Genomic DNA, 13,687 nt, shown 5'->3' on the forward strand with positions numbered 1-13,687 from the left:
TACAATTGGCGAACCATTCAGAGCCCCTTTAGGGGTTGGTTAGTAACAAAGGCTTTCAGCCGCAGAGCAAACCACCCGTTCACACGGGTGGTTTTGATTGACTGCAGGGCCGATATTGCCGGATGTCGCTCGCGTATTCGATAATTCCAGTGCGATGCGAAAGAAAATTACCGAATGTTTCTTAACATTCGACAATCTCAGCCTGATGCGAAAGAAAATAATCGAATGTTCTTCACCTATTCGACAATTTCGATCCGCTGTGCTGAGCGGATTGCTTTCCTGGAATTATTCGCTCGTCAGAAAAGAAAGAGACAGTGGAAACGAGAGCATTTACCCCCGATTGCCACTGTCTCTTATTAGTCAACACCCTTAAGTCAATGATCTTGTTGATATTCGAGTCCTCTTTTTCCCTCTGGTTTATTGGTGCATGCTCTGGGTCAGAAGCCTCTGCTGGATCCGCCGCCTCCGGAAGAACCACCGCCTCCGAAGCCGCCACCTCCGCCAAAGCCACCGCCTCCGAAGCCGCCTCCACCATATCCTCCGCGATGACTGTTACCGCGGTAACCACCGCCACCTCCGCCAAGAAGCAGCCACCACAATGGGTTCATTCCGCCACCGCGTCCACCACGCCCGCCTCTGCCTCCAAAAAAGAAGGACAACAGCAAAAGGATGAACAGGAATTGAACAATGCCCGCAAAGAATGATGAATCGTCTTCCGCGTATTGGGTTGTGTAGACAGGATAACCGGAGAAAATCACTTCGTCATCATATTGGTACTCTTCATTGACGACAACCGCAGCCTCCGTAAAGATTTCTTTCAACCCGGAATCAAAGTCATTGGCCGAAAGATATTCCAGATGATTGTCCAGAATTCTGCCGGTCCGGCTATCCGTAAGGGCACCTTCCAAACCGTAGCCGATTTCGAAGCGGATTTCCCTTTCTTCGAGAGCCAATAAAATCAGCACCCCATTGTCAGTAGCAGCTTGTCCGATTCCCCACTTTTCAAACAAATCAACAGAGTACTCCTCAATTGTCTCGCCCTGCAGTGAATCGACAACCGCCACAACAACTTGGGGCTTTTCTGTCGTCAATTCATATTGCTCATTCACGCTCATGATGAATGTTTTCGTTTCTTCGGAGAGCGTGCCGCTTGGATCATAGACATAAAACTCGTTTGTCGGATCAGGCAATGCTTGGGCTTTTTTTGATGGCGCGAACGCCATCCAAAAGAAGAATATCCCTAAAACCGCAAGCAATTGCCATCGCGCCTTTTTCCTTATATGAAACAAAGCATCATCAGCCCCTCAATTATTCATCGTCAGTATTCAGATCCACACTAGGCGCGGTTTCAGCACCGCTGACCGCTTCAAAATAAGATTTTTCATCAAATCCGAACAGGCCAGCCATCAATGAGCCTGGGAACCGTTTGACCTTGTTGTTGTACTTTTGCACCGCTTCATTGTAGCGGTCCCTCTCGACCGAAATCCTATTTTCGGTTCCCGCCAACTCGTCCATAAGAGCCGTCACTTGTTCATTCGATTTCAGTTCCGGATAGTTCTCGACAATCACCAACAGACGCGAAAGCGCGGATTCCATCTCGTTGCTGGCTGCAACCTGCTCTTCGGTCGTCTGGGCGCTGCCGATTCTTGCTCGGGCATCAGCGATTGCCCCGAAAACTTCCTGCTCCTGTTCCATTGCTCCTTTTACCGACTCCACCAAATTAGGGATCAGATCATAACGCCTTTGGAGCTTGGTTTCCACATTCGCCCATTGGACATCGACATTGCTCTCCTCCGTCACCAACCCGTTGTAGGAGCTGATCAACGGCACTCCCAACAGCAGCACTGCAATAAAAACACCAATTAATCCCTTCAGCCAACCTTTCATCTTTCCATCTCCTTTATGTTTTCTTTTGTGCTTGAATAGTATTATCCCTTATTTAAACCGGAATGGCATCCATCCAAAGATGTATTTCTCACTGATTCAGTATGTCCTCCAACAAACGTGGATTGAATGTCTGCGACTTCAGCATATCCAGTTCGAATCGGTAAGGCGCCTTTTTGTTCTTTTTGTCCTCGCCGACGAACGGCGTCTCCAATATTTTTGGCAAATCCTGCAGTTGCGGATGGTGAACAATTTTATTTAAAGTTTCAAAGCCAATCGTGCCAAACCCTATGTTTGCATGTCTGTCTTTGTGGGCCCCTCTTTCGTTTTTAGAGTCGTTGACATGGACCATTTTCAAGCGCTCCAGTCCGATCACGCGGTCGAATTCTTCCAAAACACCGTCGAAGTCCTCTTTGACGTTGTAACCTGCATCGTTTGTATGGCACGTATCCAACGTCACCGATAATTTGTCGTTATGGACTACGCCATCCATGATGGCAGCCAACTCTTCGAAGGTACGGCCAATCTCCGTGCCTTTCCCGGCCATCGTTTCCAGCGCAATCTGCGCAGTCTGACTGGGCTCCAGCACTTCATTCAAGCCTTTGATGATCTGTTTGATGCCGATCTCGGAACCTGCGCCGACATGCGAACCCGGATGCAGCGTGATCTGTTTTGCCCCAAGAGCTTGAGCCCGCACGATTTCATCGCGTAAAAAACCGATTGCGAACTCAAAATGGTCCGGTTTGGTGGTATTTGCCAAGTTGATGATATAGGGAGCATGAACGACCAGTTCAATCAGGCCGTGCTTCGCCATAAAATCCATGCCTTCCGGAATGTTCATCTCATCGACATTTTTTCTCCGGGTATTCTGCGGGGCGCCTGTGTAGATCATGAACACCGAAGAACCGTACGATGCTGCCTCCTCTGCTGAACCCAACAACATTTTTTTACCGCCCATAGAAACATGTGAACCTATCTTTAACATATCTTCACCCTTTTATTGTGTATTATCTTAAACAGCCTTTTCGCCTTCAGAAAACGCAGAGACGAAAAAACAAACCTTATGATACGATTATTGTATCATAAGGCTTGTTTTCCTTACCATCAGATGCTCTTTTTAGTGCAATTATCAGTCCAATGCAGCAATTCTCAGGCTCAACTCTTTCAATTGCGCTGCGCTTACTTCGCTCGGTGCGTTCGTCATCGGATCGAAAGCTTTCCCGTTCTTAGGGAACGCAATCACTTCACGGATATTCGATTCGCCAGCCAACAGCATGACCAGACGGTCAAGACCTAAAGCGATGCCGCCGTGTGGTGGGAAGCCGTAATCGAAAGCGTCCAACAAGAAACCGAACTCCTCTTCAGCATCTTCTTTACTGAAGCCCAGTGCAGCAAACATCTGTTCCTGCACTTCGCGTGTGTAAATACGCAAAGAGCCGCCGCCGATTTCATAGCCGTTAAGGACAATGTCATAGGCCTGTGCATAGACTTCTTCCGGATGATCGGCTAATTTATCAAGGTCTTCATCATTTGGACGGGTGAACGGGTGATGCATAGCAGTATAGCGTTTTGCATCAGCATCGTACTCAAGCAATGGCCAATCCACAACCCAAACGAAAGCAAATTGGGATTTGTCGATCAGATCAAGATCGCGGCCGAACTTCAGACGAAGTTCTCCCAGCGCTTGATAGACGATTTCTTTTTTGTCAGCAACGAATACCAGCAGGTCACCAGGCTCCGCATCCATCAGTCTGATCAACTCTTCGCTGTCTTCCGAGAAGAATTTCGCCACGGCACCTTTCAGTCCGTCCTCTTCGACTTTCATCCAGGCCATGCCTTTTGCGCCGTATTGTTTGGCATATTCAATCAGATTATCCATGTCTTTGCGCGAATAGGCATCGGCTTTGCCTTTGACGTTCAATCCGCGGACTTGGCCGCCGCTTTCGCTAGTGGCTTTGAATACATTGAAGGAAGATGTCTTCGCAAATTCATTCAGGTCGATCAGTTCCAAAGCGAAACGGGTATCCGGCTTGTCGCTACCGAAACGGTTCATCGCTTCATCGTAGGAAATGCGCGGGAATGGAGCCGGAATGTCTTTGCCCAAAACGTCCTTCATGACTTTCTGAAGCATAGTTTCCGTGATTTCCTGGATTTCTTCAGCAGACAAGAAACTGGTTTCGATATCCACTTGCGTAAATTCAGGCTGTCTGTCTCCGCGCAGATCTTCATCGCGGAAGCAACGCACGATTTGGTAATAGCGGTCAAAGCCTGCGCCCATCAGCATCTGTTTGAACAGTTGCGGCGATTGCGGCAGTGCATAAAATTCGCCTTCGTGGACACGGGATGGAACGATATAGTCACGAGCGCCTTCCGGAGTAGATTTAGTCAAATAAGGTGTTTCGATGTCCATGAAATGCAAGTCATCCAAATAGTTGCGGACAGTGCGCGTCGTTTGGTGGCGAATTTTCATGTTATTCATCATTTTGTCTCTTCTCAAGTCGATATAGCGGTATTTCATGCGCAATTCATCGGATACGTTCAAATCGCCTTCGATATAGAACGGAGGCGTTTTAGCTTTCGCCAAAATTTCCACGGATTCCGCTTCGATTTCGATTGTGCCTGTGCCGATGTTCGGATTGATCTGATTTGCCTCACGCAGGACTACTTTACCTTTGACTTGGAGGACATACTCCCCACGGATCGTTTCCGCAATGCGGAAGGCTTCCTCGCTGAACTCTGTGTTGAAAACGACTTGGACGATGCCTTCGCGGTCACGCAAATGGATAAAGATCAATCCGCCTAAGTCTCTTCTTTTGTTAACCCAACCATTGGCGACGACAGTCTGTCCAACGGATGCTTCCGTCAATAATCCACAATACTCTGTTCTTCTTTCCATTTTCACTACCCTCTTCTGTATGATCTAGTCTTCTTTTCCGAAAAATTCATTAAAAGCTGTCATGTCGGCTGTCTGTGTTTTGTACACTTTATCAAAATCAGCATAAATCTCAGTCAATGATAAAGTCTTTTCTTTGCCGGTCGACATCACTTTGAATTGCACTTGTTTGTTCTCCAGTTCGTCCTCACCGATTGTCAGCACTACTTTGGCGCCATTTTTCGTAGCAGTTTTGAATTGCGCCTTAGCTTTGCGGTCATGGAAGTCCCGATCTGCCGAATATCCTGCTTGGCGCGCATTTTGGACCAATTTCAAGGCTTCAATGTTCGTGGCTTCCCCCAGGCCGACAACGTAAACATCCAACTCGGATAGTTTCGGTACATCGACTTGCTGGTCCTTCATCAAAAGAATCAGTCTTTCCAGTCCCATCCCGAAGCCAAACCCTGGCACTTCCGGTCCACCGATTTCCTGGACCAAGCCGTCATAGCGGCCACCGCCGCAGATGGTCGTTTCCGCTCCAAATACTGCGGATGATGTCATGATTTCAAAGATAGTATCCTGATAATAATCGAGTCCACGGACCATGTTGCTGTTGATTGTGAACGGAATTTCCAATGCCTGAAGCATTTCCTGGACCGATTCAAAATGTTTCTTCGAATCTTCCGACAAGAACTCCAGTATGCTCGGTGCTTGGGCAACGATTTCTTTGTCGCGTTTGTCTTTGCTGTCCAGCACGCGCAGCGGATTCTTGTGCAGACGGGTCTGGGAATCTTTACTCAGTTCATCATGGAATGGCTCCAGATAGGCGATTAGGGCTTCACGGTATCTGATCCGATCTTCCGTTTTGCCCAACGAATTGATGACCAATTTCAGATCGCTCAATTCCAGTTCTTTCAGTATATCCCATGCCAGTGCCATCGTTTCGACATCGGTCGCCGGATTGACGCTTCCGAAAACTTCGACACCCAATTGGTGGAATTGGCGCATTCTTCCGCCTTGCGGTCTTTCGTAGCGGAACATCGGACTGATGTAATAGACTTTCAGTGGTTTCGGATGTTCCGGACCAAAAAGTTTATTTTCGACGTAGGCCCGAACAACTGGAGCTGTTCCTTCCGGCTTCAATGCGATGTGGCGTTCGCCTTTGTCGTAGAAATCATACATTTCTTTCGACACGATATCGCTCGTGTCGCCGACCCCTCTGGAGAACAGTTCATAACTTTCGAACATTGGGGTGCGGATTTCTGAAAATTGATAGTCGTGCAGTATGATGCGGGCCGTTTCTTCCACATATTGCCAAATTTCCGCTTCCTGCAAATATATGTCGGCAGTCCCTTTTGGTTTTTGTATCATTTTTATCACTCCTTAAGCTTCGTACTGTCTTATGTCTGAAAAAAAGCAAAAAAATAGCCCTCTTTCCATCATGGAAAAGGACGATTAGTCAGACGTGGTGCCACCTTTATTCGAAAGCATAGCTTTCCTTTAACGAGTAACGTTCGTGGCGTAATAGCTTTGCACTATTAATCCTCCAACCTGTCTTTCGAATAAACGTTTGGGAGTGCTCTCAGCCGCGGCAATCCTCTCTGAATCAAACTTATCTATTCTACTTCGATCTTCACTGGACATTTATAATTTCCTTAACGATACAAGATAAGCTTCGAATTGTCAATACTGTTTTCATCAAACTTTCACTTTTACAATTTCTGAAAAGGCTTTGCATTGGATACTGTATCTTTGCTATAATGAGAGAAGAATTGAACATTTTTTGTAAATTTTATGCATCCCAGACCAGAAAGGAGACAACTAGTGAAGACTATCGCAAAAAATAAACATCTGTTCTTCTTGACGCTTGTTTTGCTATTTGTCGGATTGGGCTCCTTCGGTACGGTAGCATTAGCCAACTATACTACAGTCAGCATTTCCGCCAGCATCGTAAATGTCCGTTCCGGACCAGGATTATCCTACGACATCATGACGCAAATCCAAGGCGGCTCATCAGTCAACGTTTTGGCAGAAAAGAACGAATGGTACAAAGTCCGGCTAACGGACGGAAGAATCGGTTGGGTCGCCAGCTGGCTGATCAACAACACTGAGATTGCGGCAACATCCGAACTGCTGGCGACGGTCCTTGTGCCTTCCGCCAACGTCCGGCAAGAGAACAGCGAAACATCCGAAGTTGTCGGAACGGCCAGTGAAGGCGAAAAATTCGCTCTCTTATATGAAGAAAACGGCTGGAGCCAAATTCAGTACAACAATAAAGTAGCTTGGATTTTATCGGAACTGATCGAAATTTCACCAGGCAATATCCAACTGGCGCCGGAAACGATTGATACCACAGCGATTGCTGCAGACGACACTAATCCGAAGGTCATCATCACGATGGATGGTGTAAATGTGCGCAGCGGTCCTTCAACGGGCAGCGATATCCTGTTCATTGCCGAAAAAGGTGAAGAGTACGAGCTGATCAGCGAATCTGGCGATTTTTATAAGATCCTTTATGAGGGAACCCAGGAAGGCTACGTTGCTTCCTGGTTGGTGGAAACATCCGAGTCGATCACTACGCCGGTCACTGCTTCGTCCACCACCACGCTTGCCGAAGCGACCATCGTGATTGATCCTGGCCACGGCGGAGAGGATCCGGGCGCGGAAGGAACTTATATTTACGAGAAGGAAGTCACACTCAAAACCGCTCAAGCGGTGGCTGATAAATTACGCAGTGCCGGAGCAAACGTCATCTTGACGCGCACCTCTGATGTCTATGTTACTTTGGAGGATCGGGCAGAAATGAGCAATGTCAATAATGCAGACCTCTTCATCAGTCTGCATTATGATTCCACCGCAAGCGGAACTTCCGCGACTGGCTTCACGACTTATTATTATGCGGACGCGGACATTCCGTTGGCAAATCTCGTTGATGATCACTTGGCCGACAATTTACCGTTGCAGGACAATGGTTCCAAATTCGGTGATTTCCTGGTCACTCGCGAAAATGAGCAGCCCGCCTTATTGCTGGAGCTTGGCTACATGAATAATGACTCTGACGTGAAAACCTTCAACTCTGATTATTACCGCTCGTTGGTGGCAGAAAGCATTTACCAGGCACTGACAGAATATTTCCAATAAGAAAATCGGAACGGGTTTGACCAGCTTTGAAGCTGGCTATCAGAAAAGCTGAACGGGTTCGTTCAGCCCTGATTAAGGAAACACTGTGACCTAATCGGTCAAGTGTATCATGCCTCTAAGCGATTGAAATCGCAAGAGTCATGACAATTTAGGAAATCTGTCCGACTGAGCATCGAAGAGCGCAATTGCTGAGAGACTTCCTTCGTCAGTAGGTTAGTCGAACAGTATGTCTTGGCTCGCAGAGACAAGAGGTTCCTTTTTACTTTTCCGAAGGGCTAACCCGTGAAGCTGGCCATCATTTGAGGTGCATGAAACATTTTGCAAACGTGTGAAACACCTACGGTGAAGCTCTTTTCAATCCGAAAAATTTTGTACTTTCCTACTATATCAAAACAAAACAGAGCCGTCATATCGAACCTCGAAGGGTTCGATATGACGGCTCTGTTATTTGTTTTTGGAATCAATGAGAATGGTTACTGGTCCATCGTTGTTCAAACGGACAGACATGTGCGCACCGAACTTACCGGATGCTACTGAGAAACCTTCCGATCTTAGCAGCTCATTGAACGCTTGGTAGAGCGCTTCTCCCGTTTCAGGAGCAGCTGCTTGGGTAAAGCTTGGACGATTCCCCTTTTTTGTATCGGCGAACAATGTGAACTGGGATATCGAAAGGATGGCTCCACTAACATCTTTCAAGGAGCGGTTCATTTTGCCCTCTGCATCCTCGAAAACCCTGAGATTCGAAACTTTACGGGAAAGGTAGTGGACATCTTCTTGAGTATCGTCCTTACCAATCCCGACCAGAAGCATAAATCCCTCACCGATCTCTCCGATAATTTCCCCATCGACCAAGACGGATGCTTCCGTCACTTTTTGCACAACAACACGCATATAAATCCTCGTTTCATTTTGGTATTAGGATGTGACTCTTCTGACAGTGTAAACATCCGGGATATTCTTGATTTTATCGACGATTTTATCCAATTGACTCAAGTTTTGGATTCCGATTTTCAGCGTAATGACCGCGATTTTATTGCTGTCGACTTTCCCATTGACGCTGCTGAGATTTTTGGTCATTGTGTTCACTACATGCAAAATTTCGTTCAAGAGACCGGAGCGATTATAGCCCTCGACAGTCAATTCAGTTTCGTAATCGATATTGGACGTTCCTGTATCTTCCCATTCGACTTCAATCAAACGGTCACCATGTTCCCCTGAAACCTGTACATTCGGACAATCTTTCCGATGAACCGAAATGCCACGCCCTTTTGTGATGTAGCCGACAATTTCATCCCCTGGCACCGGGTTGCAACAATGGCTGATGCGTATAAGCAGATTATCCACACCCTGAATGACAACGCCGCCTTCATGGCGGATTTTCATTTTGGGATTGTCTTTTTTCGTTTTTTGCTCGATTGTGTCCAACTGTTGTTCCGCTTTGTGTTTGTCCCGCTCCCGGCGTGCTTTCTCGGTCAATCGGTTGGATACAATAAACGCGGACAATTCACCGAATCCGATGGCTGCATAAAGATCATCCTCCGAATTAACATTGAAGCGATTCAATAAATCTTTGATAGCTTGTTTCGTCAGGAATTCTTTTGGCGAAAACTCCATTTCCGTCAGTTGTTTTTCAAGCATATCCCGGCCTTTGATGACGTGTTCATCACGGTCCTGCAACTTGAAATAGCGTTTGATTTTATTTTTGGCTTTGCTGGTGGAAACCAAATTGACCCAGTCCCTGCTTGGGCCGAATGAGTTCGGTGAGGTCATCACTTCGATGATATCGCCGTTCTGCAGTTTGTAATTCAGGGGGACAATCTTGCCGTTGACTTTCGCCCCGATGGTTTTGTGTCCGATTTCGGTATGGATATTGTAGGCAAAATCCAAAGGACCTGCTCCTGATGGCAATTCAACGACATCGCCTTTCGGGGTGAAGACATACACTTTGTCCTTGAAAATATCTTCTTTGACGCTTTCCACGAATTCGCTGGCGTTCTTGGAATCATCCTGCAAATCGATCAGGTCGCGGAACCAATCGATCTGATGGGGCATTTTTTCCGGATCGATTTTTTTGGTGATGCCCTCTTTGTACGCCCAGTGCGCAGCAACCCCATATTCTGCGACTTGATGCATTTCGATCGTCCGGATCTGAATTTCGACGGGTGTTCCTTGAGTCCCGATCACGGTCGTGTGCAGCGACTGATACATATTCGCCTTGGGCATGGCGATATAGTCTTTGAAACGGCCCGGCATTGGTTTCCATTTCGTATGGATGGCACCCAAAACGGCATAACAGTCTTTGATGGAATGGACGATGACGCGGATAGCCAACAAATCATAGATTTCCGTGAACTGTTTCTTCTGATCCTTCATTTTTCGGTAGATGGAGTTGATGTGCTTCGGCCTGCCGTAGATATCGGCCTCAATCTCCAATTCATCGATCGAATCTTTGATCTTATTAATCGTATCCTTGATGTACAGTTCCCGCTCATCGCGTTTGCTGTTCATCAGATGGACAATCCGATAATATTGTTGCGGATTCAGATATCTGAGCGAAGTATCCTCCAGTTCCCATTTGATTCGGTTCATCCCTAAACGGTGTGCTAATGGTGCATAAATTTCCATCGTCTCATTGGAAATGGTTCTTTGTTTTTCCGGCTTATGGTATTTCAACGTGCGCATATTGTGCAGTCTATCCGCCAATTTGACCATGATGATGCGTAGGTCCTTCGCCATGGCCATCAACATTTTACGGTGGTTCTCGGCTTGTTGCTCTTCATGCGACTTGTATTCGATTTTTCCTAGCTTGGTGACGCCATCGACCAGGATGGCTACGGTTTTGGAAAACTCCCGTTCGATATCCTCCAAGGTATATTCAGTATCTTCCACAACATCATGCAAAAATCCCGTTGCAATCGTTTCTGGATCTAATTTCAAATCTGCCAATATCGCTGCGACTTGGGTCGGATGAACGAAGTACTCCTCACCGGACTTCCGCATCTGTCCGCTATGAGCATCCCTGGCAAAATCACACGCTTTTTGGACAAATGCCACATGGGTTTCGTTCATATATTCCGCGCATAGTTGCACAACCTCTTCAGGCGAATAGGTTTTGATTTTCGGCATGTTGTCACTCCTGACTCTTAAGATTATGTATTTACTTACTGCGATTCCGTCCGTAAACGGAAAAGTTGCTGAATATATCCTATTCCGCAAACAAAAAAGTGAATATATTTCTCTTTATTATACTTTATATTGAAACGATGCGCCATCAACAATTGTCCTCTGTTTACAACCTGGAAGAATCAAAAAAACCTTGAGGGAGAACTAAATAAAGAAGTCCCTCAAAGTTTTTTGATCATTCAATTATCAGGATGCAAACGAAGCATCCCTTGCATTTATTTAGCCGCAAGCCAACCTTCTACAATTTTCTTGCCGCTGGAAGTACCCAGGCGAGTTGCGCCGGCTGCGATGAAGGCTAAGGCATCTTCATACGAACGCACACCTCCACTTGCTTTTACGTCCATTACAGGCCCTACTGTCTTGCGCATCAGGGCAACATCATCCAATGTTGCGCCCCCAGTTGAAAAACCGGTGGAAGTCTTAACAAAGTCTGCACCGGCCTTTTGGGCCAACTGGCAAGCAATCACTTTCTCTTCGTCGGTCAACAGGCACGTTTCGATGATGACTTTCAGGATTGCCTTGCCTTTGACCGCTTCGACTAAAGCTGCGATTTCATGTTCGACCGTTTGATAGTCCCCATCCTTCAAAGCCCCGATGTTGATGACCATATCGACTTCATCAGCACCATTCTGAACCGCCTGTTTCGTTTCGAAAGTCTTTACTTCAGCCGTATTGGCGCCATGCGGAAAACCTACAACGGTGCAGACAAGCACATCCGATCCGGTCAGGAAAGCCTCAACCTTTTTGACCCAGTAGGGTTGGACGCAGACGGATTTGAAATCGTACTCTTTCGCTTCTTCGCATAGGGCTTTGATATCCGCCTCTGTCGCATCTTGTCTCAATAAAGTGTGATCGATGTATTTGTTTAATCTTTCAACCATTTTTATCCGCTCCTTTTCTTAATTCCATTTCATAGGACACTGCCGCCAATGCGTACAACGGCGCTGTTTCAGCCCGCAAAATCCTTGGTCCCAACGCACAGCTCATGTGGCCGGCTTGTCGGAATGCTGCCACTTCTTCAGGCGCCAATCCGCCTTCAGGACCGAATACCAATAATAAGGAATCGCCCGCTTCAAGTTTTTCCAATGTGTTCACCAGGACGCTTTCCTCACCGGCTTTTGCATCCTCTTCATAGGCAATCAACACTTTGGTGTACTTTTCCGCTTCCGCCAACAACTCTTTGAGGTTGTGGACAGGATGCACAAAAGGCTCTTTTTGGCGGTGCGATTGCTCCGCTGCCTCTTTTGCGATTTTTTGCAGGCGCTGCTGTTTTTTTGCGCTTTTGTCTGCTGTCCACTTCACAACCGCATTTTTTGCTGCGAAAGGGATGAAGGCTGTCGCGCCCAGCTCTGTACCCTTCTGTACGATGTATTCCAGCTTGTCGCCCTTCGGCAAACCGCAAGCAATTGCGATTTTGACGGGCAGCTCTGTCGAGCGGCCTTCATCGGCCACCCACTTCAGGCTGACTGCATCAGCAGATATGTCAATGATTTCCGCAACGAACGAAATGCCGGAGTTGTCGGCCAAGTATACCTGTTCCCCTTGTTTCATGCGCATCACATGCACCATGTGGTGATGGAAATCATCCGACAAGCTGATTGGCTGCGTTTGATAGTCTTTGTTCAGTGGCGGAATGATGTATCGCTGCATGCTTCAACCCTCCAGATTTTTAGTGCAGATCAGGCAGACCCAATCCTTCATTTGCTTTTCTTGTTCGATCACAAAGCCATTGCTGATCAAAGCAGTGATCAGTTCCGCTTTCTTCGATTCAATGATGCCCGAAAGGATGAAATAGCCATCGTCCTTCAGGTTCTTGTAGGCATCAGGAAGCAGCAGCAAAAGAATTTCCGCCAGAATATTCGCAACGATGATATCCGCCTCCTCATTGGCTATCCCTACCAAAAGATTGTTCTCTTTTACGATGACATCCGAAGCATAGGCATTATAGGCGATATTTTCTTTGGAAACGCGTGTTGCGATTTCGTCGATATCATAAGCATAGACAGTTTCCGCACCCATTGCCTTAGCTGCGATACTCAGCACCCCCGACCCGGTCCCGACATCGATCACTTTTTCGCCGCCGCGCATCACTGCTTCGAGCGCTTCGAGGGAGAGACGCGTGGTTGGATGTGTGCCGGTTCCGAAAGCCATCCCGGGATCCAATTGAATCAGCATTTCTTTTTCATCCTCAGGTGTGTAGTCTTCCCAATACGGTACGATCGTCAAAAAACGAGTCAAGCGGATCGGATGGAAATATTCTTTCCAAGAATTTTCCCAGTCCTCTTCCTTCACTTGGTTGATCTGCAGCTCGTTCTTTCCGATCTTCAGATCAAATTTTTCCAGTTCCGCCAGCTGTTCTTTGATGAACAACACCGTGTCCTGAAAACCCGCATTGTTCGGATAATAGGCCATGATATAGACGGGATGCCCTTCTTCAGGCAAAGCCCGTTCCTCTTTGATTTGGCCGAAACCATCATCCTGTAGATTGACGAAGTCCAATTCATCATCTATCGCGACGCCTTTCGCACCTGCTTCCATCAATATATTCGATACAGCCTCAACCGCTTCGGTAGCAGTCACAACTTTTACTTCATTCCATTCCATTTG

The 13,687-nt window shown here is 47.0% G+C and carries 11 protein-coding genes; 1 reads left to right on the forward strand and 10 read right to left on the reverse strand.

Features of this window, described 5'->3' with window-relative positions:
• Positions 1 to 437: 437 nt before the first annotated feature.
• The 5 genes from ACTCCX_RS04675 to hisS form a co-directional block, all read right to left on the reverse strand.
• A complete protein-coding gene (locus ACTCCX_RS04675; RefSeq protein WP_463274981.1) occupies positions 438 to 1,289 on the reverse strand; it encodes a TPM domain-containing protein in 852 nt (283 codons plus the stop codon).
• A 19-nt stretch (positions 1,290 to 1,308) separates the two neighbouring features.
• A complete protein-coding gene (locus tag ACTCCX_RS04680; RefSeq protein ID WP_463274982.1) occupies positions 1,309 to 1,887 on the reverse strand; it encodes a LemA family protein in 579 nt (192 codons plus the stop codon).
• Between the two features lie 88 nt (positions 1,888 to 1,975).
• On the reverse strand, positions 1,976 to 2,869 hold the full coding sequence (locus ACTCCX_RS04685) for a deoxyribonuclease IV (RefSeq protein WP_463274983.1): 894 nt from the start codon (positions 2,867 to 2,869) through the stop codon (positions 1,976 to 1,978).
• 144 nt (positions 2,870 to 3,013) lie between these two features.
• Positions 3,014 to 4,780: an aspartate--tRNA ligase gene (gene aspS, locus ACTCCX_RS04690; RefSeq protein ID WP_463274984.1), complete on the reverse strand. Its 1,767-nt coding sequence runs from the start codon at positions 4,778 to 4,780 to the stop codon at positions 3,014 to 3,016.
• A 24-nt stretch (positions 4,781 to 4,804) separates the two neighbouring features.
• Positions 4,805 to 6,127 carry a histidine--tRNA ligase gene (hisS, locus tag ACTCCX_RS04695; protein WP_463274985.1) on the reverse strand — a complete coding sequence of 441 codons (1,323 nt, stop codon included), beginning with the start codon at positions 6,125 to 6,127 and terminating at the stop codon, positions 4,805 to 4,807.
• Between the two features lie 453 nt (positions 6,128 to 6,580).
• Between hisS and ACTCCX_RS04700 the strand changes: the two genes are divergently transcribed.
• Positions 6,581 to 7,897 carry an N-acetylmuramoyl-L-alanine amidase gene (locus tag ACTCCX_RS04700; RefSeq protein WP_463274986.1) on the forward strand — a complete coding sequence of 439 codons (1,317 nt, stop codon included), beginning with the start codon at positions 6,581 to 6,583 and terminating at the stop codon, positions 7,895 to 7,897.
• A gap of 444 nt (positions 7,898 to 8,341) precedes the next feature.
• On the opposite strand, the gene dtd is transcribed toward ACTCCX_RS04700, so the two are convergent.
• The 5 genes from dtd to prmA form a co-directional block, all read right to left on the reverse strand.
• Positions 8,342 to 8,788 (reverse strand): D-aminoacyl-tRNA deacylase, encoded by a 447-nt coding sequence (gene dtd, locus ACTCCX_RS04705; RefSeq protein WP_463274987.1) that lies wholly within the window; start codon positions 8,786 to 8,788, stop codon positions 8,342 to 8,344.
• 24 nt (positions 8,789 to 8,812) lie between these two features.
• Positions 8,813 to 11,023, reverse strand: coding sequence for a RelA/SpoT family protein (locus ACTCCX_RS04710; protein ID WP_463274988.1), 2,211 nt, complete (start codon positions 11,021 to 11,023; stop codon positions 8,813 to 8,815).
• Between the two features lie 272 nt (positions 11,024 to 11,295).
• Positions 11,296 to 11,961, reverse strand: a complete 666-nt coding sequence (gene deoC, locus ACTCCX_RS04715) for a deoxyribose-phosphate aldolase (RefSeq protein ID WP_463274989.1) — start codon at positions 11,959 to 11,961, stop codon at positions 11,296 to 11,298.
• A complete protein-coding gene (locus ACTCCX_RS04720) occupies positions 11,954 to 12,730 on the reverse strand; it encodes a 16S rRNA (uracil(1498)-N(3))-methyltransferase (RefSeq protein ID WP_463274990.1) in 777 nt (258 codons plus the stop codon). The genes deoC and ACTCCX_RS04720 overlap by 8 nt, the downstream gene beginning before the upstream one ends.
• Before the next feature lie 3 nt (positions 12,731 to 12,733).
• The gene (gene prmA / locus ACTCCX_RS04725) at positions 12,734 to 13,684 is read right to left on the reverse strand and encodes a 50S ribosomal protein L11 methyltransferase (protein WP_463274991.1); all 951 of its coding nucleotides are present in this window, start codon (positions 13,682 to 13,684) and stop codon (positions 12,734 to 12,736) included.
• Positions 13,685 to 13,687: the final 3 nt, after the last annotated feature.

Source organism: Trichococcus sp. (assembly GCF_055118575.1).

Excerpts from the sequence above, each read along its gene's own strand:
- ACTCCX_RS04680 (WP_463274982.1), bottom strand. The coding sequence starts at position 1,887 with ATGAAAGGTTGGCTGAAGGGATTAATTGGTGTTTTTATTGCAGTGCTG.
- ACTCCX_RS04685 (WP_463274983.1), bottom strand. The coding sequence starts at position 2,869 with ATGTTAAAGATAGGTTCACATGTTTCTATGGGCGGTAAAAAAATGTTG.
- aspS (WP_463274984.1), bottom strand. The coding sequence starts at position 4,780 with ATGGAAAGAAGAACAGAGTATTGTGGATTATTGACGGAAGCATCCGTT.
- hisS (WP_463274985.1), bottom strand. The coding sequence starts at position 6,127 with ATGATACAAAAACCAAAAGGGACTGCCGACATATATTTGCAGGAAGCG.
- dtd (WP_463274987.1), bottom strand. The coding sequence starts at position 8,788 with ATGCGTGTTGTTGTGCAAAAAGTGACGGAAGCATCCGTCTTGGTCGAT.
- ACTCCX_RS04710 (WP_463274988.1), bottom strand. The coding sequence starts at position 11,023 with ATGCCGAAAATCAAAACCTATTCGCCTGAAGAGGTTGTGCAACTATGC.
- deoC (WP_463274989.1), bottom strand. The coding sequence starts at position 11,961 with ATGGTTGAAAGATTAAACAAATACATCGATCACACTTTATTGAGACAA.
- ACTCCX_RS04720 (WP_463274990.1), bottom strand. The coding sequence starts at position 12,730 with ATGCAGCGATACATCATTCCGCCACTGAACAAAGACTATCAAACGCAG.
- prmA (WP_463274991.1), bottom strand. The coding sequence starts at position 13,684 with ATGGAATGGAATGAAGTAAAAGTTGTGACTGCTACCGAAGCGGTTGAG.